Source organism: Mesorhizobium sp. CO1-1-11 (assembly GCF_020164995.1).
Lineage (GTDB): Bacteria > Pseudomonadota > Alphaproteobacteria > Rhizobiales > Rhizobiaceae > Mesorhizobium > Mesorhizobium australicum.
This window is the reverse complement of the sequence record NZ_JAIUHE010000031.1, coordinates 29912-53880: the sequence shown is the minus strand read 5'-3', so window position 1 is coordinate 53880 and position 23969 is coordinate 29912. Positions and strand designations below refer to the sequence as shown.

Sequence of the window (23969 nt, the reverse complement as noted above, 5' to 3'; positions counted from 1 at the left end):
CCGTGGTCCCTGGTGGGGGGCGCCTATGGCGCCACCAGCTTCTACGACACCGCCGAATTGAAGGACACGCTGGAGAGCCTGATCGACTTCGACGTGCTGAATGACGGCAAGAAGCGGCTGAGCGTCGGCGCGGTCAATGTCAGGACCGGTAACTTCGTCTATTTCGACACCGAAAAGGTGCGTATCGAGCCGGAGCATATCATGGCCAGCGGTGCGCTGCCGCCGGCCTTTCCTTCGATCCGCATCGAGGGCGAGTACTATTGGGATGGTGGCATCGTCTCCAACACGCCGCTGCAATACCTGCTCGACCAGGAAGAGGACCGTTCCTCGCTGGTCTTCCAGGTCGATCTGTTCAGCGCCCGCGGCGTGCTGCCGCGCGGCATGGCCGACGTGCTGTCGCGCCACAAGGACATCATGTATTCGAGCCGCACGCGGCAGAACACCGACAATTTCGAGCGCATCCATGCGCTGAAGATGAAGCTGCTCGATGCGCTGAAGCGCGTGCCGTCGGAGCAGCTAAGGGAAGGCGAGCAGGAGTTGATCGCCGACTATTCCAACGCCGGCGTCGTCAACATCGTCCACCTGATCTACCAGCATAAAGGCTATGAGGGCCACGCCAAGGACTATGAGTTTTCGGGCACCTCGATGCGCGAGCATTGGGAAATGGGCCTCGAGGACACGGAGCGCACGCTGCGTCACAAGAAGTGGCTGATGCTGCCGACCAATGCCGACGGCGTCACCATCCACGACCTGCATCGCGAAGATCCGACCTGAGCGACCCAAGAGCGGTTTTCCGCTTCCTCGGAACGCAGAGCCGCTCTGTCTATTTTGGCTCAGAACCTAAGATTGGCGCCGGCTCTCAGCAGGAGCCAGTAGAACAGGCCGGTCGCGCCCGCCGCGATCAACAGCGCCAGTTCGAATCCGCCCGGCGTTTGCGTAAGCGGCAGCCCGGCGGTGTTCATGCCGAACATGCCGACGATCAGCGAGCCCGGCAGAAGCAGCGCGCTCATCACAGCCAGCGCCTTAAGGCTGCGGTTGGATTCGTCCGCGAGCTCGGCGGCGACCTCCTCCTGCAACAGCCGTGCACGGTCGTTGACCATGACGACTTCGCGGTCGAGCCTTTCCAGCCGCATGGTAAGCCGGCGCAGGATCTCGTGCGCCCCCGCCGACAGCTTCCAGTCCGAGCGGTCCTCGTCCTGGAAAAGTGCCGCCAGCGCCGAGATCGGGCGGTGCAGGGAGACCGCCAGACGGCGAACATCTTTCAGCCGCCGCCTTTCGTCGGCAAGCCGCTCGGTCACTAGGTGATCTTCCACTTCGTCGAGCCGCTTGGTGGCGGCTGCGAGCCGCAGGCTGGTGCTGCTGCAGAACGCCAGCACGATCGCCTCGAAAAGTTCGAAGGCGGTGGCGGGCCGCAGCCCCGCGGCCAGTGCCTTGTGCACCTCCTCGACCGCTGCCAGCGAATGGCGGCGGCCGGTCACCAGCAGCCGCTCCGAGACCGCGAAGCGCAACCTGCCTATGGTCGTCGACTGACGCGCGATTTCGCTGTGCAGGTCGGCGGAAATGCCATGGACGACACCATCCTCATGCGCCAGCGCAGGGCTGTCCTCATGGCCTTCGAGGATTGCATGGGCAGAGGCCGGCAAGGCGCAGGCGTGGCTGACCCAGGAATGGGCGCGCTGATCGACGAGATCGACATGCAGCCAGACCCAGCCAGGCATCGCCAGTGCCGCGCCGATATCGCGGGGAGCAAGCGCCACCGGGGTTTTGCCTGGCAAGCGGTGATAAGCCCAGACCAGGCCAGGCGCCGGATGCTGGTCGTCGACGGCAAGCAGGGCCAGATGCGATGCGTCGTTCATGACTGCCGCCCGAAATCGTCGCGAAACTGTCGCCGGAAAACGAGACGGCGCCAATGTGGCGCCGTCGGTACTGTTGTCGCTTCGCTCGCTCAGAACACCTGGCGGAAGATGATGAACAGCACGAAGGCCAGCGTGATCGAGCACGGCAGGGTCAGCACCCAGGCGAGCAGCAGGTTGCGCACCGTCGACCATTGCAGGCCCGAGCCATTGGCCGCCATGGTTCCGGCGACGCCGGACGACAGCACATGGGTCGTCGACACCGGCAGACCCAGACGGTCGGCCATGCCGATGGTGACCATCGCCACGAGTTCGGCGGCAGCGCCCTGGCCATAGGTCAGGTGGCTCTTGCCGATCTTCTCGCCGACCGTGACGACGATGCGTTTCCAGCCGACCATGGTGCCCAGGCCAAGCGCCAGGGCCACCGCGACCTTCACCCAGATCGGGATGAACTTCGTCGCGTTGTCGACGGCCTTGTGATAGTCGGTCACCGCCTTGAGATCGGCGGCCTCCATCGGCAGCAACTGCTTCTTGTCGATCAGTTTCAGCGCCTCGCCGATCAGATAAATGTCGTTGCGGGCGTTGCTGACCAGATCGGTCGGCACGGTGTCGACCGAAGCGTAAGGCTGCAGCTCGGCCGTCGTGTTGTGGATGTAGCTCTGCAGAGCGACGGTCGTCTTGTCGCTCCAGCTCCGGGTGCGCACGGCATCCTGCACGGCAGCCTTGGCATCCTTCGCATCGGCGACGGTGACACCGGGCTTCACATATTTGCCCAGCGCGGTCTCCACGCTGACCGAGGCCGACTTGTAGGCTTCGAGATAGTTGATGTCGGGCGTGCGGTTGAGCGCGTAGGCCGTCGGCACCACGCCGATCAGGATCAGCATGATCAGGCCCATACCCTTCTGGCCGTCATTGGAGCCATGCGCGAAGCTGACGCCGGTGCAGGTGAAGATCAGCAGCGCGCGGATCCACCAGGGCGGCGGGGCATTGCCTTTCGGCGCCTCGTAGAGCGCCGGATTGCGGACGAGAAGCTTCATCGCGTAGAGCAGGATCGCCGCGGCGAAGAAGCCGATGATCGGAGACACCAGCAGGGTTACGCCGACATTGGTCGCCTGCGACCAGTCGACGCCGCTGGTGGCGCTGCCGGCAGGTGCCATGAACTGGTTGGCGAGGCCGACGCCTATGATCGAACCGACCATCGTGTGCGAGCTCGACGCCGGCAGGCCGAGGAACCAGGTGCCGAGGTTCCACAGGATGGCGGCTACGAGCAGTGCGAACACCATGGCAAAGCCGGAGGAAGAACCGACCTGCAGGATCAGCTCGACCGGCAGCAGCGACAGGATGCCGAAGGCGACCGCGCCGCTGGAAGTGAGAACCCCGAGGAAATTGAAGGCGCCCGACCACATGACGGCGAACTCCGCCGGCAGCGAGCGTGTGTAGATGACGGTCGCCACCGCATTGGCGGTGTCATGGAACCCGTTGACGAATTCGAAGCCGAGCGCGATCAGCAAGGCGATGCCGAGCAGGATCCACGGCACCGTCTTGGCCACCGCCAGGTCCTGGCTAAGCGCGTAGCCGACATAGACCACGCCGACCAGCACCAGCACACCGAAGACCGGCAGGAACCACTTCGCGCCACCCGAACTATCCAGCGGATGATCCGGCCTTGGAATGCCCGCCTCACTAGAAACTATGTCCACCATGTCCCACTCCTATTGCATTGCAGCAAAGAACTGGAAAAGACGCTATGTCCGGACGATGAACCCTGTGTGACGCCGGGAGAGGCTTGGCCTTACGCGCGGTCGCCTTCAGGCGGGACCGGAGCGTGTCTTCAGGATCGCCGAGAACAGCGGATCGAAGGCGCGGCTGATCGGCGCCGCTGCGGCTCCCAACGCAATCGACCAGGGATCGGTGGTGCCGAGCTGCAGGCGCGGCAAGGTCCGGCCTGGCCGGTCGGCGATCGACGAAAGCAGCGGATGCATGGCCTCGACGAGCCGGCGCGCCAGCGCTTCCGGCGCGCCGCTGGTCAGGATGACTGTCTGCGGGTCGAAGATGGTTTCGATGAGATGCACGCTCCAGCGCAGGTCATGGGCCGCGCCCTCGATCCAGCGCATGATCTTCACATCACCCGCCGCGGCCAGCGCGCCGATCTTTCCGTAGAGGTCCTCGTCGGCGGGATCGAGGCCAAGATGCTGGTAGAGCGAGGCGAGCGACGCGCGATGTTCGAGCGGTGTCGAGCCGGGACCGGCCGGCGACAGCAAGGCCATGCCGATTTCGCCGGCATTGCCATGGCCGCCGCTGTACAGTTCGCCGTTGAGGATCAGTCCGGCGCCAATGCCATAGCCGACATAAAGACACACTGCGTGGTCGACGCCGTGCGCGGCGCCGACGATGCGCTCGGCCGTCGCGCAGGCGGCGGCATCGTTCTGCAGGCCGACATTCAGTCCCGTGCCCTTGGCCAGCATGTCCAGCAGCGGAAACTTCTGCCAGGCCGGCATCATCCATTTGTCATCCGAATTTTTCAGGCCAAACGGTCCGGGCATGGCGACACCCAGGCCGACGAGGCGTTTTTCCGACTGCAACGAGATACCGGCCAGTTCGCGCCGGACGCCATCGATCAGGCCGAGGATCACCTCGACGCCCCTGGACGGCTCATCGAAAGGCAGGTTCGCCTCGGCCCGCGCCAGCACGCGGCCCATCAGGTCGACCGCGACCGCCCGCGTCAGGTGACGGTCGATCTGGAGGCCGATGGCGAAAGCGCCTTCAGGCACCAGCCTGTAGGGGGTCGACGGTTGCCCCCTGCCCTTGCGCACCGCATCGAGCGCAACGACCAGGCCGTCGCGTTCCAGGTCCTCGATGATGTTGGAAACCGCCTGCTTGGTAAGCTGCGTCGCCCGCGCCAGATCGGCCCGCGACAGCGCGCCGTTGAGACGCAGCGCCTCGACCATGACACGGCGGTTGTGCGCGCTCGTGCCTTCCTGGTTGGTGCCGCTCTTGGCACGAATCGGGCTGATGTCGTCCACCGGCGTTTCCCCTCTTGACACCATTAGAATATTGATCGACTAATTAAGTCAAGCGAGTTGACTTAATGTAACCGAGCACCGCAAAACAAGATGGCCAAGGCTTCCGCCTGCCGCCACTGGTCAGCCGGCACCATCAGGTCACGCGACATGGATCCGGGAAGACGACGCCAAACGTCTGGCAGCGCCGGCCCGTCAACGCTGCAATGGGAGAAGAAAATGCTTAAGACGATCACCAAGACACTGGTCGGCGTGGTTTTTGCCGGAGGACTATTCGTCCCCCACGCTTTCGCCGAGACGACGCTCAACGCGCTTTTCATGGCGCAGGCCGCCTACAGCGAGGCCGACGTGCGTGCGATGACGGACGCCTTCACCAAGGCCAATCCGGACGTCAAGGTCAATCTCGAATTCGTCCCCTATGAGGGCCTGCACGACAAGACCGTGCTCGCCCAAGGTTCGGGCGGAGGCTATGACGTCGTCCTGTTCGACGTCATCTGGCCGGCCGAATACGCCACCAACAAGGTTCTGGTCGATGTGTCTTCCAAGATCACCGACGACATGAAGAAGGGCGTGTTGCCCGGCGCCTGGACCACGGTGCAGTATGACGGCAAGTCCTATGGCATGCCGTGGATTCTCGACACCAAATACCTGTTTTACAACAAGGATATCCTGGAAAAGGCCGGCATCAAGGCCCCGCCGAAGACCTGGGAAGAACTCGGCGCACAGGCCAAGATCATCCAGGACAAGGGCCTGCTGAAGACGCCGATCGCGTGGAGCTGGTCGCAGGCGGAAGCGGCCATCTGCGACTATACCACGCTGGTCAGCGCCTATGGCGGCGACTTCCTCAAGGACGGCAAGCCGGACTTCCAGAATGGCGGCGGCCTGCTGGCCCTGAAATACATGGTCGACAGCTACAAGTCGGGTCTCACCAATCCCAATTCCAAGGAATTCCTCGAAGAGGACGTGCGCAAGGTTTTCGAAAACGGCGATGCCGCCTTCGCGCTGAACTGGACCTACATGTACAACATGGCCAACGACCCGAAGGACTCGAAGGTGGCCGGCAAGGTCGGCGTCGTGCCGGCGCCGGGCGTTGCCGGCACCAGCGAGGTGTCGGCCGTCAACGGTTCGATGGGTCTCGGCGTCACCGCGGTCTCGAAGCATCCCGACGAAGCCTGGAAGTACATCACCTTCATGACCTCGCAGGCGACGCAGAACCAGTACGCCAAGCTCTCGCTGCCGATCTGGGCCTCGTCCTATGACGACCCGGCGGTCACCAAGGGCCAGGAAGAACTGATCGCCGCCGCCAAGCTCGGCCTGGCCGCCATGTATCCGCGTCCGACCACGCCGAAATACCAGGAGCTGTCGACCGCGCTGCAGCAGGCAATCCAGGAATCGCTGCTCGGTACGTCTTCGCCGGAAGACGCCCTGAAGACCGCCGCGCAGAACAGCGGCCTCTGAGACAAGCCAGTCGTTCGATACGGGCGGCACTACAGCGTTGCGTCCCTTATGACGCGCAAAAGACGCTGTAGCACTTTCTATCTTGCGCATGATCCTTTCCGGAAATCGGCCTCCGATTTCCGGGGTCATGCACGAGTGCCGCCTGTGCTATGTCCAGATCACAGATGAGAGAAGAGAGGCTGCTCTGATGTCGAGCACCTGGATGACGACCCGCGCATGGTTTTTGATGCTGCCGTTGCTCGTGGTCATGGTCGCCGTCATCGGCTGGCCGCTGGTCGATACGGTCGGGCTCTCCTTCACCGATGCCAAGCTGGTCGGCACGGCTGGCGATTTTGTCGGCTTCGACAATTACTCCAGCATGCTGTCGAGCACCAACTTCTCGCGCACACTGATCACCACGACCCTGTTCGCGATTATTTCGGTTGCCGCCGAAATGGTGATCGGCGTCCTCGCCGCCCTGCTGCTCAATCAGGAGTTTCGTGGGCGCGCGCTCCTGCGCGCCCTGATGATCCTGCCCTGGGCATTGCCGACAGTGGTCAACGCCACGCTGTGGCGGCTGATCTACAATCCCGAATATGGCGCGCTGAATGCCGCCTTGACGCAGTTGCACCTCATCGACGCCTATCGGTCCTGGCTCGGTGAGCCGGGAACGGCGCTGGCTGCCCTCATCGTTGCGGACTGCTGGAAGAACTTTCCGCTGGTGGCGCTGATCGCGCTCGCCGCCCTCCAAGCGGTGCCGCGTGACATCACCGCCGCCTCGCTCGTCGATGGAGCGGGACCGTTCAACCGTTTTCGCTTCGTCATCCTGCCCTATCTTGCCGGCCCGCTGATGGTGGCGCTGGTGCTGCGCACCATCGAGGCCTTCAAGGTCTTCGATATCATTTGGGTGATGACACGCGGCGGTCCGGCAAACACCACGCGAACACTCTCGATCCTCGTCTACCAGGAAGCGTTCTCCTTCCAGCGCGCCGGCTCGGGCGCGTCGCTGGCGCTGATCGTCACCTTGCTCGTCACGCTGCTCGCCGTCGCCTACGCCGCCTTGGTGCGAAAGACCGCCGGGAGCGCCGCCTGATGGAGCGCAAGAGCCTCGCCTTCACCGTCTTCGTTTATGGCTGCGCGCTGCTGCTTGCCGCGATTATCCTGGCGCCTATCGCCTGGCTGTTCATCATGAGCATTTCGCCGGCCGCCGATCTTGCGGCCAAGCCGCTGCGCTGGTGGCCGCAGGCAGCCGACTTCTCCCGCTACCAGCAATTGCTGTCGACGGCCGAAAACAGCGCCGGCGCCGCCTTCACCTCGTCGCTGCGCAACAGTCTTGAGATCGCCGCCATGGCGACGCTCGCGGCACTCGCCTTGGCCATCCCCGCCGGCTGGGCGGTTTCGCGCACACCCGCGATCGGCTGGTCGCTGTCGATGGTCATCGCCACCTACATGCTGCCGCCGGTGGCGCTCGCCGTGCCGCTCTATATGGGTCTGTCGCATCTTGGCCTGCTCAACAATGTCTTCGGCCTGGCGCTGGTGTATCTCACCATACTGGCGCCCTTCACCACCTGGCTGATGAAATCCGGCTTCGATTCCATCCCGCGCGAGATCGAGGCGGCGGCGATGATCGACGGCGCCGGCCTCTTCCAGACATTGCGCATCATCACATTGCCGCTGGCCGCGCCCGTGATGGCGACATCGGCGCTATTCGCCGTGCTGCTGGCCTGGGACGAATTCTTCTACGCGCTGCTGTTTACCTCCGACCAGCGCGCCAAGACGCTCACCGTCGCCATCGCCGATTTGGCCGGCGGCCGTGTTTCCGACTACGGATTGATTGCCACGGCCGGCGTGCTGGCCGCCTTGCCGCCGGTGCTGATCGGCCTCGTCATGCAGCGGGCGCTGATCTCGGGCCTGACCAGCGGCGGTGTGAAAGGATGAACATGACTGCAGATAAAGAACGGCCGGCCGGACTGACCGCCATCGACCGCGAAATGGCGCGCCAGCACCCCGATGCGCGTGCTTCGTTCGAGAACAACGCTGCCACGGCGGCAGACGTCGCCGCTTCGATCAGGAAGAGCGGCCGCCTGCTTCTGCTTGGCATGGGCGGCTCGCACGCGGTCGGCCGTGCCGTCGAGCCGCTCTATCGTGCACTCGGCATCGATGCGCTGGCGCTGCCGCTGTCCGAGCAGCTCGGCCAGCCATTGCCGCTGGCGGACCGGACGGTGCTTGTGACTTCGCAATCCGGCGAGAGCGCCGAAGTCGTCAGATGGTTTGCGCAGGCCGGCGGCAGCTCGGACGTTTTCGGCCTGACGCTCGAAGGCGGTTCTTTTCTTGCCCGCACCGCGCCTTGCCTTGTCGGCGCCGGCGGCACGGAGCTGGCCTTCGCCGCGACCCGCAGCCTGACCGTGACCCTGGCCCTGCACCTGGCCATCCTCGCGGCTCTGGGCGAGGATCCGGCTCCTGCCCTTGCCATGCTCGATGCTCCGCAGGATTGCGATATCGCCCAAGCACTCGCCGCGATTGGCAAGGTGGATACGATCGTCACCTCCGGCCGCCGCCTGCAGGGCGTGGCCGAAGCCCTGGCGCTTGGCTTGACCGAACTGTCGCGGCTGCCCTGCTTTTCGCTCGAAGGCGGCCAGTTGCGGCACGGGCCGATGGAGATGCTTGGCCCGCAGATCGGTGTTGTCCTGTTTCGCGGCGCCGACCCGACTTCGGAGCTGGTGACCGCGATGGCACTTTCGGTGGTCGAAACCGGCGCGCCGCTGGTCATCTTCGACGCGTCCGGACAAGCGCCGGTCGCCGGGGCCGTCACCCTCTCGTTCAAACCAGCCTCGGGGATGGCCGCTATCCTCGCAACGCTGCCGGTGGCGCAGCGCCTGATGATCGCCTTCGCGGACGGTCGCGTCGACAATGCGGGCACGCCGGTGCGCACCACCAAGATCACCAGGAGCGAGTGATGCGCCCGCTGGCGGTGATCGGCAACGTCAATGTCGACCTGATCGTCGGCCCGGTCGCGCCATGGCCGAAGGCGGGAACCGAGACCGTCGTCGACCATGACGAATTGCGCGTCGGCGGCCAGGCCGGCAACACCGGGCTCGCCTGGCAAGCGCTGGGCGTCGACTTTGCGATTGCCGCCAATGTCGGTGACGACCAGTTCGGCCGCTGGCTTGGTGAGGCTTTTGGCGTCCGCGCCGCGAAATGGGCTATCCGGCCCGAAGGCACGACATTGTCGGTCGGGATGACCCACCCCGATGGCGAACGGACCTTCTTCACCACACGCGGGCACTTGCCACGCTTCGGCCTCGCCGATGTCTTGTCGGTTCTCGACGGCCCCGCACTCTCCGGTGGCTACGCCCTGCTCTGCGGCTCCTTCCTGACGGAAGACCTCACGCGCGACTACAATGCTTTTTTCGACTGGGCCGACAGCCACGGCGTTGCCGTGGCACTCGATACAGGCTGGCCGATCGATGGCTGGACCGCGGCCAATTGCGCCGCGACGAGGACATGGCTGTCGCGCTGCGCGCTGGCGCTGTTCAACGAGGTTGAGACGGTGACCCTGGCGGGGTTGCCAAGTCCGGCGGAAGCGGCGCGTGAAATCCGATCCAGCATGAGGCAAGGCGCGACCTTCGTCGTCAAGCGCGGGCCACGAGGCGCCATCGCCATCGGCCCGGACGGCACTCTCGTCGAAGCCGCCGCGCCCGACGTCAGGGTGGTCGACACGATCGGTGCCGGCGACGTCTTCAATGCCGCCTTCCTGGCCGCATTGGCACAGGAACGGCCGCTGTCCGCTTGCCTCCGCGCCGCTACGCACGTCGCCTCGCGCGCCATTTCCACCTTGCCCCGCAACTATGGCGGGCCGATGCAGTTTGAGGGTCCCATGCATGAGCGCGCTTGAAATCCGCGGCATCCGCAAGAGCTACGGCAGCGTCGAAACGCTGAAAGGCATCGACATCGCGCTGCAGAGCGGTGAATTCCTGGTGCTGCTCGGCTCGTCGGGCTGCGGAAAATCGACGCTTCTCAACATCATCGCCGGCCTTGCCGAGGCGACCAGCGGCGAGGTCCTGATCGGTGGCCGCTCGATCCTCGGCGTCCACCCCAAGAACCGAGATATCGCCATGGTCTTCCAGTCCTACGCGCTCTATCCGAACCTGACCGTGCGCCGCAACATCGGCTTCGGACTGGAGATGCGCGGCGTCGCGGCCGACGAGCGCGACAGGGCGGTGAACGAAGCGGCAAGGCTGCTGCAGATCGAGGCTCTGCTCGACCGCAAGCCGAGTCAGCTTTCCGGCGGCCAGCGCCAGCGCGTCGCCATCGGCCGGGCCCTGGTGCGCAAGCCGCAGGTCTTCTTGTTCGACGAGCCGCTGTCCAATCTCGACGCCAAACTGCGCCTGGAAATGCGCACGGAATTGAAGCGCCTGCACCAAATGCTGCGGACGACCGTCGTCTACGTCACCCATGATCAGATCGAGGCGATGACGCTGGCCAGCCGCATCGCCGTCATGCGCGACGGCCGGATCGAGCAGCTCGGCACTCCCGAGGAGATCTACAACGACCCGGCGACACTGTACGTCGCCGGCTTTGTCGGCGCGCCGTCGATGAACATGCTGCAGGCCACCGTCACCAACGGCAAGCTGGCCATTGCCGGATCCGATGTATGGATCCCCGTGCCGGCACGCTATGCGAATGCGGCGCGTGAGGGTGCACAAATGGTCGTCGGCATCAGGCCGGAAGCGCTGCGTGCGGCGACCGGAGCCGCCGCGGAGCTGTCACTGCCCGTCGAGATCGAGGTCGTCGAACTGACCGGCCCCGAGCTGGTCACCACGGCGCGGATCGGCACGCAACGGCTGACGGCCAGCCTGCCGCCGCGGGCCCAATTCGCCAAGGGCGAACAGCGCAACCTCGCCTTCGACGAGGCCGCGCTTCGCTTGTTCGATCCTTCGACGGGCAAGGCCCTGTAAGCGCCGTCGATTGAACGATCGCGGCAGCGTCGTCCTCTTCGCGCGCAGGCAAGCCTATTTGGCGATATCGAGAAGTGACGACACCAGCAGGTCCCGTTCGTCCTTTGACAGCACGTCGGAATCGAACAGGTTCATGCTGCGCAGTCCTTCGATGGCGAGATAGCAGACCAGAAGCGATTTGAGGTCCGGCGCCTCGCCCTTCAACCGCTCGAAAAGCTGCCGCTTGAATGTCTTGATCGGCATCATGAAATCGGGATCCTCGGCGATCGCCGAGAATATCCAGGATGCCGACGGCTGCTTCTCCTCGCAATCCTCGGCTGACAGCCTGATATAGACGGCGAGGGGATTTTTGCCCTTGTCGTTGCTGTTGGCGGATTCCAGCGCTTGCTCGAAATCGCGCAGATAGCCTTCGACCAAGCCTTGCATCAATTTCGCCTTGGTGGGGAAGTTGTAGAGCAGCCCGCCCTTCGACACGCCGGCGCGGTTGGCAACGGCATCGAGCGACAGGCTGCCGGGCCCGGATTCCCGGGCAACATCAGCCGCCGCGGCGAGAATCTTCTCGCGCGAGTTCGGTCGTTGGGCTCTCATGGCGCCTCCCATCGCAAGCTTAGGCCCAATTGACAAGACCGTCCAGACGGTACAGTAAGACCGCCACTATTTGAAATCGGGACCCGCAGTCGATATGTGTCCCGATGTCCGCGCTTCGCGCCGGATTTTCGACTGAGGGGACTTCCTTGTTCAAGCGCATACTCCGTGTCTTTATCGTTATTGTGGTCCTTGCCGTGCTCGTCATCGTGGTCGGCGGGATAGTCGGTTTCAACTTCCTGCGCGACAACGGCATCAAGCAGTATTTCGCCACCATGAAGCCGCCGGCGGCGACCGTGTCGACAACCATCGCCAAGCCGTCGAACTGGACACCGGGCGTCGAGGCGATCGGTACGGTGCGGGCCGTGCGCGGTGTCGACCTGACGGTCGAGACCGCCGGCATGGTCAAGGAAATCCCCTTCCATGCCAACCAGAAGGTGGCGGCCAACGCAGTGCTGCTGCAACTCGACGACGCCGTCGAGCGCGCTGATCTCGATGCGCAGAAGGCGCAGGCGGCACTCGATCAGACCACGCTGACCCGCGCCGTCGAACTGACAAGGCGTGGTGTTGGCTCCGACTCGACGCTGGACACGGCGCGCGCGGCGGCCTCCGCTTCGGCGTCCCAGGTGACCAGGCTGCAGGCCGTGCTCGACCAGAAGCAGCTTACCGCACCTTTCGCCGGCACGGTCGGCATTCCGAGGATCGACCTCGGCCAGTATCTGGCACCCGGCACCGCGGTGGTGACGCTGCAGGACCTCGACACGATGCGGGTCGACTTCTCGGTTCCCGAACAGCAGCTGCCGCTGCTCAAGATTGGCCAGACGGTCCGTCTGGGCCTTGGCGGCAGCGACGACATGCCCTTTGCCGGCGCCATTCGCGGCATCGACCCCAAGATCGACCCCTCCAGCCGGCTGGTGAACATCCGGGCGGAAGTTGCCAATCCCGAAGGCAAATTGACCCCAGGTCAGTTCGTGCAGGTGCGTGTCGAACTGCCCGAGGAGCAGAACGTGCTGTCACTGCCGCAGACGGCACTGACCACCAGCCTCTATGGCGACTACATATTCGTGGTGCAGCCGGCGAAGCCCGCCGGGGCGGCCCCGGCGCAGCCAGCCAAGCCGGACGAAAAGCCGGCGGCGGCCACCGACAAGCCTGCGGATGCCAAGCCTGCGGATGCCAAGCCCGCGGATGCCAAGGCGGCAGACGCCAAGCAGGCCGACGCAATGAAACCCGCCGCCGATGCCATGAAGCCGGCCGCCGACGCAGCCAAGCCAGCGGACAAGGCCGCTGCCGATGCCGCCAAGCCAGCAGCGGCCGATCCGGCCAAGCCGGCGGCGGAAGGCGACAAACCGGCGCTTGTGCTGTCACAGGTCTTCGTCAAGCCCGGCCGCCGCAATCAAGGCATGGTCGAGATCGTCGAAGGGCTGAAGGCCGGCGACGAGGTCGTCACCGCGGGCCAGAACCGCCTCTTCAACGGCATGACCGTCAACGTCGACAACACGATCGACCCGACCAAATCGGCGAACAAGCAGGCCGACCAGCAATGAGCTTTTCCGATCTCTTCATCCGCCGGCCCGTCCTTTCGACGGTTCTTGCCTGCATGATCCTGCTGCTCGGTTTCCAGGGCATATTCAACCTGTCGATCCGGCAGTATCCGAAGGTCGACGAGACCGCGATCACAATCACGACAGCCTATCCGGGCGCCAGCGCCGACCTGATCCAGGGCTTCATTTCCGCCCCGATCGCGCGCGCCGTCGCCTCGACCGAGAACATCGACTACGTCACCTCGTCCAGCCGTCCCTCCTCCAGCACCGTGACGGTGCAGATGAAGCTCGGTTCCAACCCAGACGTCGCGTTGACCGAAGTGCTGTCCAAGGTCCAGGGCGTGCGTGGCACTTTGCCGGACGCCTCCAAGGACCCGGTCATCGTCAAGGGTACGGGTCAGCAGTTCGCGATGATGTACATCTCGATGCAGAATCCGAACATGACCAAGGAGCAGCTGACCGAGTATATCGAGCGCGTCATCAGGCCCCGCATGTCGACGGTCGAAGGTGTTGCCGACGTGCAGATCTTCGGCGCCCAGGAATACTCGATGCGCGTCTGGATCGACCCGGTCAGGCTTGCCGCGCGCGGCGTGACGGCGGCCGAAGTGCTGGCGGCGATCAACAATTCCAACTTCCTGTCGGCGCCCGGCAACACCCAGAACGAATATGTCGTCTCGTCGATCACCGTGCGCTCGACGCTGCAGACACCGGAAGCCTTCGCCGCGCTGCCATTGCGCTCGACCGACGGCAATGTCGTGCGCCTGCGCGACGTGGCCCGCGTCGAACTGGCGGCCGCGAACACCGACACCAGGGTTTCCTTCAACGGTAAGCCCGGCACCTTCCTCGCCATCTTCCCGACCCCGGCAGCCAATCCGCTGACCACGGCGGCGGCACTCACCAAGCTCGTCCCGCAGATTCAGGAGACGCTGCCGAAGGGCATGACGATCGAAGTCGTCTACGACGCGACCGGACAGATCAGCGCCTCGATCGACGAAGTGTTCAAGACCATCGGCGAGGCGGTCGCCATCGTCGTTGTCGTCATCCTCCTCTTCCTCGGTTCGTTCCGCTCGGTGCTGATGCCGATCATCACCATCCCGCTGTCGCTGATCGGCGTCTGCTTCCTTTTGTTCGCGGTAGGCTATTCGATCAACCTTCTGTCGCTGCTGGCAATGGTGCTGGCGATCGGCCTTGTCGTCGACGACGCCATCGTGGTGGTGGAAAATATCCACCGCCACATGGAAGAGGATCACATGCCGCCCATGCAGGCGGCCTTCAGCGGCATGCGCGAGATCGCGTCGGCCATCGTCGCCATGACCATGACGCTGGCCGCCGTGTTCGCGCCGCTGGCCTTCACTGGCGGCCTGACCGGCGCCCTGTTCCGCGAATTCGCGGTGACGCTCGCCGGATCGGTGGTGCTGTCTGGCATCATTGCCATCACCATAACGCCGATGATGTCGGCGCGCCTCCTGAAGCCCGGCAATGCCGGCCGTTTCCAGCGCATCGTCGACGGCACTTTCGCGCGCGTCGAGCATGTCTACGAGCGCGCCGTCACTGGATCTCTTAACTATCGCCCGCTGACGCTGCTCATCGTGCTGGCGCTTGTCGGTGTGACTGGGTTCATGTTCACCAAGACCTCGACGGAACTGGCGCCGGAAGAGGATCAGGGCTTCCTGCTCTCGCTGGTGACGGGGCCGCGCTATGCGACCTCCGATTACACCGAGACTTACGTCAATCAGATCCTGGGCCTGGTGAAGGACATTCCCGAGACCCGGGCGCAGTTCTCGGCCGTCGCCTTCGGCGGCACGACCAACAGCGCCTTCGTCGGTTTTGCCTTCAAGGATTGGGCGGAGCGGAAGCGCAATTCGAAGGAGCTGCAGGCCGACATTACGGCTCGTATCGCCAAGGTGGCGGGTGTCCAGGCCTTCGTCTTCGCGCCGCCGACTCTGCCGGGCTCTGGCGGCGGCTTGCCGATTTCCATGGTGGTGCGCTCGACCGGCGATTCCGCTCAGGTCTACGAGGAAGCCGAGAAGATCAAGAACAAGGCGCAGGCCTCGGGCCGCTTCATCGTCGTGCAGAATTCGATGGCCTATGACGCACCGCAGGTGACGGTGACCATCGATCGCGACCGCGCCGCCGCGCTCAACCTGCCGATCGCCGATATCGGCCGGACGCTGACGCTGCTGGTCGGCGGTGCCGAAGTGGCGCAATTCGACCGCGACTCCAACTCCTATGACATCATCCCGCAGGTGCCGCAGGAATTCCGCGACAACCCTGAAAAGCTCGGCGAATACTTCGTGCGCAGCGTGACGGGAGAGATGGTGCCGTTGTCGGCCGTGGTGACGATTTCGAACAATGCGTCGCCGGCGGCGATCGAGCAGTTCAACCAGCTGAATTCGTCGACGATCTCGGCGCTGCCGCTGCCCGGCGTCACCACGGGCGACGGTTTGAAAGTGCTCGAGGACATCGCCAGGGAGAGCCTGCCCGACACTTTCTTCATCGATTATTCCGGTCAGTCCCGGCAGGAGAAGGAACAGGGCAACACGATCCTGATCGCTTTCGGCGCGGCCGTCATCGTCATCTACCTGGTGCTGGCGGCGCAGTTCGAAAGCTTCCGCGATCCGCTGATCATCATGATGGCGGTGCCACTGTCGATCTTCGGCGCGATCGTGCCGCTCAATCTGGGCCTCGGCACACTCAACATCTATACCCAGGTCGGACTGATCACGCTGATCGGCCTGATCACCAAGCACGGCATCCTGCTGGTCGAATTCGCCAACCAGCAGCGAGAACTGCATGGCATGCGGCGGCGTGACGCCATCATCGCCTCGGCCAAGGTGCGCCTGCGGCCGATCCTGATGACGACGGCGGCGATGGCGCTGGGCGTGGTGCCGCTGATCGTTTCCAGCGGCGCCGGTGCCGCGGCCCGCTATTCGATGGGCCTGGTCATCTTCACCGGCATCCTGGTCGGCACCATGTTCACACTCTTCGTCGTACCGATGTTCTATACCTTCATCGCCAGCAAGGACCTGCCGCATCTGGCGGAAAAGCCGGATCCCAAGCTGATGCCGGCGCTGCCGAGCTGAGGCACGGGGCGCAAGACACAAAAAGAGGCCGGGATTTCTCCGGCCTTTTTTTGGCGATCGCTCCAGCAACTCCGGCACATGGCCGAATGCGGCAACCTGCCTGCTACTTGACGATGACGATGCTGGTGTTGGCCGCTCCGAACGTCTCGACGAGCTGGTAGAAATCGGCGGCGTTGTCCGGGTGCAGCCGTACGCAGCCATGCGAGGCGGGCTGGCCGAGGCGCTTGATGGCATAGGTGGCGTGGACCGCGTAGCCGCCGCTGAAAAACACCGAATGTGGCATCGGCGCGTTGTCGTATTTCTTCGAATACCACATCTCATGCATGCGCGTCGGCTTGAACGAGCCGGTCGGCGTCACGTGCGCCCTGTCGCCAGTGGAAACCTTCCAGGCGAAAGTCGGCCGGCCGTCGACCGAGACTTCCATGACCTGCTGCGACAGCGAAACGCGGGCAACGATGCTGTTGGCGGCATGGGCGGCGTTGGCGCCGAACAGAAGTGCACTGCCCATGAGCGCGGCGGCGGTGATGTTGATGAACTTTGCGGAAATGGTGGTGTGCATGATGTCCCCTCTCTCTGCCGGTCCGGCCGGCTCCAATTCGATGAGGCGGCTTATCCCGGCGGCATGTTTCGGAAAGATTTCGCGAAATGCTCGTTTGTGTTTCGAATGTGTTTCCATTGGTTAACAGGGTAATCACCCTGTTTGAGTGCGCTCCATTCTGGACACGGGGCCAAGGATGAAGGACACAGGCATTCACCCTGAAACGAAAGTTCGAGTTGTCTCCTACATGAAAGAGTTTGTCTCAATCCGAAACCAATCTGCAACAAAGTGCGGTTTTGGGCGGCATGATCCGGATACCGACCGGATGCAAAAGTTGACGCAACGAAAGCAGACGGCAACGACCAAGGGAACGAAAACGAACATACGCTCCTGGCTCTCCAGGATCAGCATCACGGCGGCGGCTGTCGGCGGCGGCACCATTGCCGGCGGCCCTGTGCGCGGCTGGCAGCGATGAGTTCGAGCGAGATTTCGACCCTACGTCGCCCTGTCTGCGCCACGGTCTGGATCGTTTCCAGCCTGCGCATCGCCCAGTTGAAGGCCCTCTGGCGGGTTGGCCTTCGGCTGCTGGCATTGCGCGGCCCCTCCGGCAACTTGCTGCCGAGAGGACCGAAGGCCCGCGCCGCGACGGGGGGCTCCGTGGGCGGCGCGGGCACTTCGGGAGTTCCTGAAGCGACCCGCTACACAGTCATCTTTTTGGGGAATTCAGATCATGAAGACAAAATTCGCGGCTTCCGTGCTTTCCGCACTGCTCTATGCGCAGGGCCTGCTCGGCTTTGCCGCACTCGCCAGCGTGCTGCTCAAGGAACGCGCTCACGCAAGCGAGTTCGCCGTCGGCGGCGAAATGGCCTCGGGCCCGTCATTGCTGGTGGTGCGCTGAACCTCGCGGGCATCGGCGCGGGAAAATGGAAAGTCCGATGCTCATCCGACGAACCAGCAGGAAAACACAGCCGTCAGTCGGCGAATTGCCGTGGCGGATCGAACCTGTAGCCGGCGCCGCGTATGGTGGTGATGGTCTCGGTGTCGAGCTTGCGGCGCAGTCGCACGATGCGCGAGTCGATCGAGCGATCGAAGGCGTCGGCATTCTCGGCCGGCGCGGCTGCGATAATGTCGTCCCGCGTCAGTACCTTGCGCGGGCTCGCCAGGAACAGCCTGAGGAGCGCCACCTGGCCGGGCGAGAGCTGCTCCTGCGTACCGGAGCGATGCATGACCATCGCCGATCTCAGGTCGACGGTTGCGTTCTCCAGCACGATCAGCTCCTGGGTACCCCTGCCGCGCCGCGAAAGCAGGCCACCGACACGCGCGGCGAGTTCCCTGACATTGAGCGGACTTTCGACGACGTCGGCGGCGCCGAGCTCGAGCGCCAACACCTTGTCGAGGAGATCGGCCGGCCGGCATATCAGGATGAAATCCGGTCCATGCTCCCCACCCCCAGCTTGGCCGCCAAAACGCCTGAGCAGATCCCGCCCTTCCGCCTGGCTGAGACTGTCCCCGACAACGACAACGTCGATGCCGCCGCCCGACAGCAGCGATTCCGCCTCCCAGGGCTGCCGCGCCCGGCGCACGTCGTGGCCCCGCCGCTCGAGATGGTCGGCAAGCTCGCTCGCGACGACCTCGGCGACGGAAACAAGCGCAATGACGGCTCGTGCGGCCATGTTTTCCAACCGTTCCCTGGCAACCGGATATGAGTGCTGGACATCATGTTTATACCCAATCTACTTTCCACTGAAAGTGGGAGCGAGAGCATCGTGCGGGCAAGAATTGTCATCGTCGAGGATGAGCCCGACCTCAGGGACGCGGTCGCCGAATATCTCGGCGCCGCCGGCTATGATGTTTCGACCGCTGAAACCGCGGCCGCCGCGCGCGGCCTGATCGAGACGCAGTCCTTCCATCTGGCTATCCTCGACATCGCCATGCCGGGCGAGGATGGCTTGTCGCTTGGCCGCTGGCTGCGCTCGAAAATGCCGATCGGCATCATCTATGCGACCGCCGCCGGCACCGCGCTCGACCGCATCGTCGGACTGGAACTCGGCGCCGACGACTATATCGTCAAGCCGTATGAACTGCGCGAGGTGCTGGCCAGGGTGCGCAGCGTGCTGCGCCGTGTTCCCCAGCCGACGGAACCGCAGGACAGGAAGGCCAGCACGGATCGCCGCTCCGTCGCTTTCGGCCCCTTCCAGGCCGATCTCGACGGCAGGATGGTCACCGGCGCCAACGGCACGGTAATCGACATGGCCAAGAGCGAATTCGACGTGCTGGAGGTTTTCCTGACCCGCGCCAACCGGCTGCTGACCAGGGCTGCGATCTCCGAGGCGATCGGCTTCACCGAGGATCCGGAATCGTCGCGCGCCGTCGATATCCGCATCATGCGCCTGCGCAAGAAGATCGAGACGGACCCGGCCAACCCGAAATTCCTGCGCACGGTGCGTGGCGAAGGCTATATCTTCTCGCTGCCGGCCGGCGACGGCAACTGAGCGTCAGACCGAGGAGGTTTCCGCTCCGCAGCCGTTGCCAGCCGATCGATTGGCGTGACTCTGGACTAATGGCTGACAATGACGGGCGACACGGCAAGCACGGACATGCAGGGTTTCAGGCAGGGCGCGGCGATGGCCGCCGTGCGTGTCGTGCGCCGGCTGCGCGAGGCCGGCGACTGGCAGCGCGAAATGGACGGCATACTGGAGACGCTGTGCCACGCCATGGAGTGCCAGCGCGGCATCCTGTTCCGCCTGCGCGAATTGCCCGGCCAGGGTTTCGCCCAGTCGGTCGCTGCCTACTGGATCGATCCCGACTTCGGCGGCGAACTGGCCTCACCGACCGTCATCATGCAGTCGATCGTCAATTCGGATCCGCTGCTTGAGCGGCTGGCCGAGGATGAGCGGCAGGGCAAGATTTTCGCTGGCCATACGCGCGATCTCGAAGGATTCCTGAGGGCCGATTTCGAGAAGCAGAACATCAAGTCGTTCCTGTCGGTGTCGGTCTTCGCGCACGGCCATTTGTGGGGCACGCTGGCCGTCAATGACTGCGTCGAAGAGCGGGAATGGACCGACGAGGAGGAGGCGACGCTGCACATCGTCGCCCTCGCCATCGGCGACGCTATCGAACACTCGCCCTCGGACGCCCATGCCAGCGAAGTGATCCGCCGCACCATGCTGCAGGCCTCGCTCGACGCCATTATCGTCATCGATGAGGCCGGGTCGATCATCGAATTCAATCCGGCCGCCGAGAAGATGTTCGGCTTCCTGCGCAGCGATATCCTCGGCAAGGACCTGCTCGACACGGTCGTTCCTGAATATTACCGCAAGGGCTATGCCTCGGGCGCCGACTACATGTCCGGCCGCGGCGCCCCGATGGTCGGCCAGCGGCTCGAGACCGTGACGCAGAATGCCGCCGGCGAGGTGTTTCCGATCGAACTGACGGCGACCGAGATGCGGGTCGCCGACCGCCGCCTGATCTTTGGCTCGATCCGCGACCTGCGCGACAGGCTGCGCGCCGAGGAAGAGATCAACCGGCAGCGCGAGAAGCTGCACCAGAACGAGAAGATGGCGGCGATGGGCTCGCTGCTTGCCGGCGTCTCGCACGAACTCAACAATCCGCTGGCCGTCGTCGTGGCCCAGTCGACGCTGCTGCATGAATTCGCCTCGGATCCGCAGACCAAGGTCCGGGCCGAAAAGGTTCGTGCCGCCGCCGAGCGCTGCGGGCGCATCGTCAAAAGCTTCCTGTCGATGGTCCGCCTCCATCCGGCGGCGCAGGCCGAGACCGATCTCAACCAGGTGATCCGCGCCGCTCTCGAAGTGACCGCCTACGGCGCGCGGTCGAGCGGCATCGTCATCGATACCGATTTCGCGCCGGGTCCGCTGCTCGCCATGGCCGATGCCGACCACGTGACACAGGTGGTGGCCAATTTCCTCATCAACAGCCAGCATGCCCTGGCCGGCGTCGCCGGCGACCGCCTGATCAAGGTGCGGAGCTTCCGCAGCGATCGGGGCAATCCCGGCTTCTCGGTCGAGGACAACGGGCCCGGCATTCCCGAAGCCATCCGTTCGCGCATTTTCGAATCCTATTTCACCACCAAGCCGGTCGGCGTCGGCACCGGCATTGGCCTGTCGATCTCGAAATCGATCATCGAACGGCACAACGGCAATGTCTGGTTCGAGGAGGTGTTGCCGAGAGGCGCGCGTTTCGTCGTCCAGTTGCCGGCGATCTCTGCGGGCATCGCCGCCGGCGGCGAAAGCCAGCCACGATCGAGCGGCCTGCGCCATGCGCTGATCATCGATGACGAGCCTGACGTCGCCGGTTCCCTGTCCGATATTCTCGAACTGATGGGCATCAAGTCGCGGATCGCGCCGCTCTGGGAATCGGGCGCCGCCACCTTGGGTGGCCACATGCCCCCCGATATCGTCTTTTCGGATCTGCGCATGCCCGGCATATCAGGCATTTCGATCTACCGCGAACTGCTCGCCGAACGGCCCGACCTGGCGCGGCGTTTCGTGCTCGTCACCGGCGACCTGATCGGCGCGAAGGCGGAAGTCGAAGCCTTGCCGTCGCAGCAGCGGCCACAGATCCTCGAAAAACCGTTCAGCACGCTGGATGTACGCAGTGTGCTTTCGACCATCGCCGAGCAGGCCGCGTTGAAAGCATAAAAAAGGCTCCCGGCCGACATCGCGGCGGGAGCCGAAGCGAGCGCGAGAAGCGCTCGGGGAGGTAGGGCATGATCCCCAAACGGGAACCGGTTTCGGGATCATGCCCCGGCAGAAACGCAGAGGCAGAAATCAGAAGATGTTGGGCGTGCTGGTCAGCGGCGCGGCGTTGGCGATCATGCGGATCGCGCGGGTCTTGTGCGTTCCGGACTGCTCGGCAATGGCGCGCAGGCAATCCACGCTCTCGGCGCCCCAGGCCTGCCCCCTGCAGGCGAAATCGATTGCCGGCAAAGGCAGGCGGGCGGTCGTGGTCGTGGTCGGCGCGCCTTCGATGACGTTGGCGGGCGGGTTCAACGAAGCGAAGGCTGGGCCGACCGTCGGCGTGAGCGCCATGCCGGCGAAGGCGCAAGCAGCCAGCGCCATGAACATCCCCATCGGGTGGTCGCTGGCGCGCTGGCGAAGGGCCAGCTTCGGGCGGCGGTCAGCGCGCTCTGGAGCTTCAAAGCGGTTGCCGCTGGTGATCTGGACTTTCGCATGCATCGTCATCCCCTTCGTTGATTTTCTTTTTGCGATGAAACGAATTTTAATCGCGCCTTGTAACGGCGCAAAGGTGACGAGAGCCCGGCAATGTAACCGGATTGAAACATCGATACGGGCAAAAACGGGCAGGGTCGGTCATTGGCTTTGGCCCTGGGGTGGCGGGTTGCAAGACGTGCACCAGCGGTAGCCGCGTGAACGGCGAGGCATTTCCGTGCCGGCGGAAGACCTTCGCCGAAGGGCACGATTCGCAGCGCGAGCCGGCGATCGGTGGCAGTTACGGAACTCTGGCTAAGATCCGGATTTTCCGGAGTTTTCGAAGCCCGCAACGGCGCGGGATTCCCATGGAATCAGCGCCGACATTTTCGCTACGGAATCGCCCTATTTCCACAAGCCATTGCATTTCAATGCAAAATATGGTTATATTGAATGCATATTCAATAAAAAGAAGAGACGTTTTATGAACCCGCACCTCCGTGACGTGGCAATCCCGAACGATTGGGACCGGCGGGGACTGCCGGGCTGGAGCTACCATTCCGACGCCCTTCTCGAACTGGAGAAGGAGCATGTGTTCCGCAATCATTGGCAGATCGTCGGCCATGTCTGCGACATCCCGGACGCCGGCGATTACCTCACCATGGATGTCATTGGCGAGCGCGCCCTGATCGTGCGCGGCAAGGACGGCGTGGTGCGCGCTTTCAACAACATGTGCCGCCACCGCGGCAGCCGCGTCGTTGCCGACAGCCAGGGCAATTGCAAGAACGCGCTGGTCTGTCCGTTCCACGGCTGGGTCTACAATCTCGACGGCACGCTGCGCGGCGCTGCCCGCCCGCGCTCCTTCCCCGATCTCGACAAGACCGAGTTTGGCCTGATGCCGCTCGACCTCGAAATCTGGATGGGCTTCATCTTTATCCGCTTCCGCAATGGCGGGCCACAGCCCTCCGTCGCCGAGTTGCTGAGGCCAATCGAACCCGAATTCGCGCATTACAAGGCCGCCGACATGGTGCCTTCCTGGGGCATCTGGACCCAGAAGACGCCGGTCAACTGGAAGTCGGTGCGCGACGTCGACAACGAAGGCTATCATGTCGCCATGGCGCATCCGGCCTTGCAGGATCTCTATGGCGCCACCTATTTCGACGAGCCCTTCGTCAATGGCGTCTCGCGCTCCTTCGCCACCTACAACCCGCATGCCGGCCGCCGCTGGAGCGTGAAGAACTACGTCAAGATCGCGCCGGAGCCGACGCATCTGCCTGACCATCTCAGGAAGGCCTGGGTCTATTACGGTATCTTTCCCAACGCCGTTCTGTCGGTGATGCCGGAATCGGTGCAGTTTTATCAGGAGTTCCCGCTGTCGACGGGTGAGACGCTGCTGCGTGGCGCCATCTATCGCTACCGCGACGAGAGCCGAGAGCAGGCCGCCGCCCGCTACCTCTCCTTCCGCATCGATCGCGACACCATGTCGGAAGATGTGCAGCTCTCGGTCTGGTCGAACGAATCCATGCTGTCCGAGGCTTTCGAGGGCTTTTATCTCTCCGATCTCGAATATGGCGTCCGCACCCACCACGACCACCTGCGCAAGCAGGTTCCGGTGCTGGGCCTGGAAACGGCGCCGGAGGAGAAGGACATGTGGAATTTGAACGACGCGCTGCGGAGCCGGGCATGACAACCCTGCTGATTGGTGAAGCCGCCGATGACAGCGCCCCTGTCCCCGTCAGCGCTGCCCCTCATCCGCCCTTCGGGCACCTTCTCCCCGTGAAAACGG

At 64.0% G+C, this 23969-nt stretch carries 21 protein-coding genes; 14 read left to right on the top strand and 7 right to left on the bottom strand.

From position 1 onward, the window contains the following. On the top strand, positions 1-774 hold a 774-nt coding region (locus LB554_RS27465; RefSeq protein ID WP_224587944.1), incomplete at its 5' end, for a DUF3734 domain-containing protein. 59 nt (positions 775-833) lie between these two features. Here the strand turns inward: LB554_RS27465 and LB554_RS27460 are convergent. From LB554_RS27460 to LB554_RS27450, 3 genes are all read right to left on the bottom strand, one after another. Continuing rightward, the gene (locus LB554_RS27460) at positions 834-1856 is read right to left on the bottom strand and encodes a transporter (RefSeq protein ID WP_224587941.1); all 1023 of its coding nucleotides are present in this window, start codon (positions 1854-1856) and stop codon (positions 834-836) included. Positions 1857-1945: 89 nt separating this feature from the next. Next, positions 1946-3556, bottom strand: coding sequence for an inorganic phosphate transporter (locus LB554_RS27455; RefSeq protein WP_015315442.1), 1611 nt, complete (start codon positions 3554-3556; stop codon positions 1946-1948). A 105-nt stretch (positions 3557-3661) separates the two neighbouring features. Beyond that, on the bottom strand, positions 3662-4876 hold the full coding sequence (locus tag LB554_RS27450; protein ID WP_224526505.1) for an ROK family transcriptional regulator: 1215 nt from the start codon (positions 4874-4876) through the stop codon (positions 3662-3664). Positions 4877-5092: 216 nt separating this feature from the next. On the opposite strand from LB554_RS27450, the gene LB554_RS27445 reads away from it, so the two are divergent. The 6 genes from LB554_RS27445 to LB554_RS27420 all read left to right on the top strand — a co-directional run bounded on the left by LB554_RS27445 (position 5093) and on the right by LB554_RS27420 (position 11268). Next, on the top strand, positions 5093-6331 hold the full coding sequence (locus LB554_RS27445; RefSeq protein ID WP_224587940.1) for an extracellular solute-binding protein: 1239 nt from the start codon (positions 5093-5095) through the stop codon (positions 6329-6331). 187 nt (positions 6332-6518) lie between these two features. Further along, positions 6519-7403, top strand: coding sequence for a carbohydrate ABC transporter permease (locus LB554_RS27440; protein ID WP_140662934.1), 885 nt, complete (start codon positions 6519-6521; stop codon positions 7401-7403). Further along, positions 7403-8248: a carbohydrate ABC transporter permease gene (locus LB554_RS27435; protein WP_224587938.1), complete on the top strand. Its 846-nt coding sequence runs from the start codon at positions 7403-7405 to the stop codon at positions 8246-8248. The genes LB554_RS27440 and LB554_RS27435 overlap by 1 nt, the downstream gene beginning before the upstream one ends. Next, complete coding sequence (locus LB554_RS27430) at positions 8245-9267, top strand: SIS domain-containing protein (RefSeq protein ID WP_224587936.1); 1023 nt, start codon at positions 8245-8247, stop codon at positions 9265-9267. The genes LB554_RS27435 and LB554_RS27430 overlap by 4 nt, the downstream gene beginning before the upstream one ends. Further along, complete coding sequence (locus tag LB554_RS27425; protein WP_224587932.1) at positions 9267-10205, top strand: PfkB family carbohydrate kinase; 939 nt, start codon at positions 9267-9269, stop codon at positions 10203-10205. The genes LB554_RS27430 and LB554_RS27425 overlap by 1 nt, the downstream gene beginning before the upstream one ends. Further along, on the top strand, positions 10192-11268 hold the full coding sequence (locus tag LB554_RS27420; protein ID WP_224587930.1) for an ABC transporter ATP-binding protein: 1077 nt from the start codon (positions 10192-10194) through the stop codon (positions 11266-11268). The genes LB554_RS27425 and LB554_RS27420 overlap by 14 nt, the downstream gene beginning before the upstream one ends. 54 nt (positions 11269-11322) lie before the next feature. Here the strand turns inward: LB554_RS27420 and LB554_RS27415 are convergent, their stop codons facing one another. Continuing rightward, positions 11323-11856: a TetR/AcrR family transcriptional regulator gene (locus LB554_RS27415; RefSeq protein ID WP_015315434.1), complete on the bottom strand. Its 534-nt coding sequence runs from the start codon at positions 11854-11856 to the stop codon at positions 11323-11325. A gap of 146 nt (positions 11857-12002) precedes the next feature. Between LB554_RS27415 and LB554_RS27410 the strand changes: the two genes are divergently transcribed. Both LB554_RS27410 and LB554_RS27405 read left to right on the top strand, forming a co-directional pair. After that, positions 12003-13397, top strand: a complete 1395-nt coding sequence (locus LB554_RS27410) for an efflux RND transporter periplasmic adaptor subunit (RefSeq protein ID WP_224587926.1) — start codon at positions 12003-12005, stop codon at positions 13395-13397. Next, the gene (locus LB554_RS27405; RefSeq protein WP_015315432.1) at positions 13394-16477 is read left to right on the top strand and encodes an efflux RND transporter permease subunit; all 3084 of its coding nucleotides are present in this window, start codon (positions 13394-13396) and stop codon (positions 16475-16477) included. Before LB554_RS27410 ends, LB554_RS27405 begins: the two co-directional genes overlap by 4 nt. 103 nt (positions 16478-16580) lie before the next feature. On the opposite strand, the gene LB554_RS27400 is transcribed toward LB554_RS27405, so the two are convergent. After that, positions 16581-17036 carry a L,D-transpeptidase gene (locus tag LB554_RS27400; protein ID WP_224587925.1) on the bottom strand — a complete coding sequence of 152 codons (456 nt, stop codon included), beginning with the start codon at positions 17034-17036 and terminating at the stop codon, positions 16581-16583. Positions 17037-17211: 175 nt separating this feature from the next. Between LB554_RS27400 and LB554_RS27395 the strand changes: the two genes are divergently transcribed. Both LB554_RS27395 and LB554_RS27390 read left to right on the top strand, forming a co-directional pair. Continuing rightward, positions 17212-17490 (top strand): hypothetical protein, encoded by a 279-nt coding sequence (locus LB554_RS27395; protein WP_224587924.1) that lies wholly within the window; start codon positions 17212-17214, stop codon positions 17488-17490. Between the two features lie 255 nt (positions 17491-17745). Further along, positions 17746-17913: a hypothetical protein gene (locus LB554_RS27390; protein WP_015315429.1), complete on the top strand. Its 168-nt coding sequence runs from the start codon at positions 17746-17748 to the stop codon at positions 17911-17913. Between the two features lie 73 nt (positions 17914-17986). Here LB554_RS27390 and LB554_RS27385 read toward each other — a convergent pair whose 3' ends face one another. Then, a complete protein-coding gene (locus LB554_RS27385; RefSeq protein WP_015315428.1) occupies positions 17987-18688 on the bottom strand; it encodes a response regulator transcription factor in 702 nt (233 codons plus the stop codon). 45 nt (positions 18689-18733) lie between these two features. Between LB554_RS27385 and LB554_RS27380 the strand changes: the two genes are divergently transcribed. Together LB554_RS27380 and LB554_RS27375 are read left to right on the top strand one after the other, a co-directional pair. Further along, complete coding sequence (locus LB554_RS27380; RefSeq protein ID WP_181171160.1) at positions 18734-19507, top strand: response regulator; 774 nt, start codon at positions 18734-18736, stop codon at positions 19505-19507. Between the two features lie 78 nt (positions 19508-19585). Further along, on the top strand, positions 19586-21673 hold the full coding sequence (locus tag LB554_RS27375; RefSeq protein ID WP_224587922.1) for an ATP-binding protein: 2088 nt from the start codon (positions 19586-19588) through the stop codon (positions 21671-21673). 129 nt (positions 21674-21802) lie between these two features. Here the strand turns inward: LB554_RS27375 and LB554_RS27370 are convergent, their stop codons facing one another. Next, positions 21803-22210 carry a hypothetical protein gene (locus tag LB554_RS27370; RefSeq protein ID WP_224587918.1) on the bottom strand — a complete coding sequence of 136 codons (408 nt, stop codon included), beginning with the start codon at positions 22208-22210 and terminating at the stop codon, positions 21803-21805. Positions 22211-22667: 457 nt separating this feature from the next. Here LB554_RS27370 and LB554_RS27365 point away from each other — a divergent pair, with 457 nt between their 5' ends. Continuing rightward, positions 22668-23870, top strand: a complete 1203-nt coding sequence (locus LB554_RS27365; protein WP_224587917.1) for an aromatic ring-hydroxylating oxygenase subunit alpha — start codon at positions 22668-22670, stop codon at positions 23868-23870. Positions 23871-23969: the final 99 nt, after the last annotated feature.

Bases quoted from the DNA above. Each gene is read 5' to 3' on its own strand.
- LB554_RS27460 (WP_224587941.1), bottom strand. From the start codon at position 1,856: ATGAACGACGCATCGCATCTGGCCCTGCTTGCCGTCGACGACCAGCAT.
- LB554_RS27455 (WP_015315442.1), bottom strand. From the start codon at position 3,556: ATGGTGGACATAGTTTCTAGTGAGGCGGGCATTCCAAGGCCGGATCAT.
- LB554_RS27445 (WP_224587940.1), top strand. From the start codon at position 5,093: ATGCTTAAGACGATCACCAAGACACTGGTCGGCGTGGTTTTTGCCGGA.
- LB554_RS27440 (WP_140662934.1), top strand. From the start codon at position 6,519: ATGTCGAGCACCTGGATGACGACCCGCGCATGGTTTTTGATGCTGCCG.
- LB554_RS27435 (WP_224587938.1), top strand. From the start codon at position 7,403: ATGGAGCGCAAGAGCCTCGCCTTCACCGTCTTCGTTTATGGCTGCGCG.
- LB554_RS27430 (WP_224587936.1), top strand. From the start codon at position 8,245: ATGAACATGACTGCAGATAAAGAACGGCCGGCCGGACTGACCGCCATC.
- LB554_RS27425 (WP_224587932.1), top strand. From the start codon at position 9,267: ATGCGCCCGCTGGCGGTGATCGGCAACGTCAATGTCGACCTGATCGTC.
- LB554_RS27420 (WP_224587930.1), top strand. From the start codon at position 10,192: ATGAGCGCGCTTGAAATCCGCGGCATCCGCAAGAGCTACGGCAGCGTC.
- LB554_RS27415 (WP_015315434.1), bottom strand. From the start codon at position 11,856: ATGAGAGCCCAACGACCGAACTCGCGCGAGAAGATTCTCGCCGCGGCG.
- LB554_RS27405 (WP_015315432.1), top strand. From the start codon at position 13,394: ATGAGCTTTTCCGATCTCTTCATCCGCCGGCCCGTCCTTTCGACGGTT.
- LB554_RS27400 (WP_224587925.1), bottom strand. From the start codon at position 17,036: ATGCACACCACCATTTCCGCAAAGTTCATCAACATCACCGCCGCCGCG.
- LB554_RS27395 (WP_224587924.1), top strand. From the start codon at position 17,212: ATGAAGGACACAGGCATTCACCCTGAAACGAAAGTTCGAGTTGTCTCC.
- LB554_RS27390 (WP_015315429.1), top strand. From the start codon at position 17,746: ATGAAGACAAAATTCGCGGCTTCCGTGCTTTCCGCACTGCTCTATGCG.
- LB554_RS27385 (WP_015315428.1), bottom strand. From the start codon at position 18,688: ATGGCCGCACGAGCCGTCATTGCGCTTGTTTCCGTCGCCGAGGTCGTC.
- LB554_RS27380 (WP_181171160.1), top strand. From the start codon at position 18,734: ATGTTTATACCCAATCTACTTTCCACTGAAAGTGGGAGCGAGAGCATC.
- LB554_RS27375 (WP_224587922.1), top strand. From the start codon at position 19,586: ATGACGGGCGACACGGCAAGCACGGACATGCAGGGTTTCAGGCAGGGC.
- LB554_RS27370 (WP_224587918.1), bottom strand. From the start codon at position 22,210: ATGCATGCGAAAGTCCAGATCACCAGCGGCAACCGCTTTGAAGCTCCA.
- LB554_RS27365 (WP_224587917.1), top strand. From the start codon at position 22,668: ATGAACCCGCACCTCCGTGACGTGGCAATCCCGAACGATTGGGACCGG.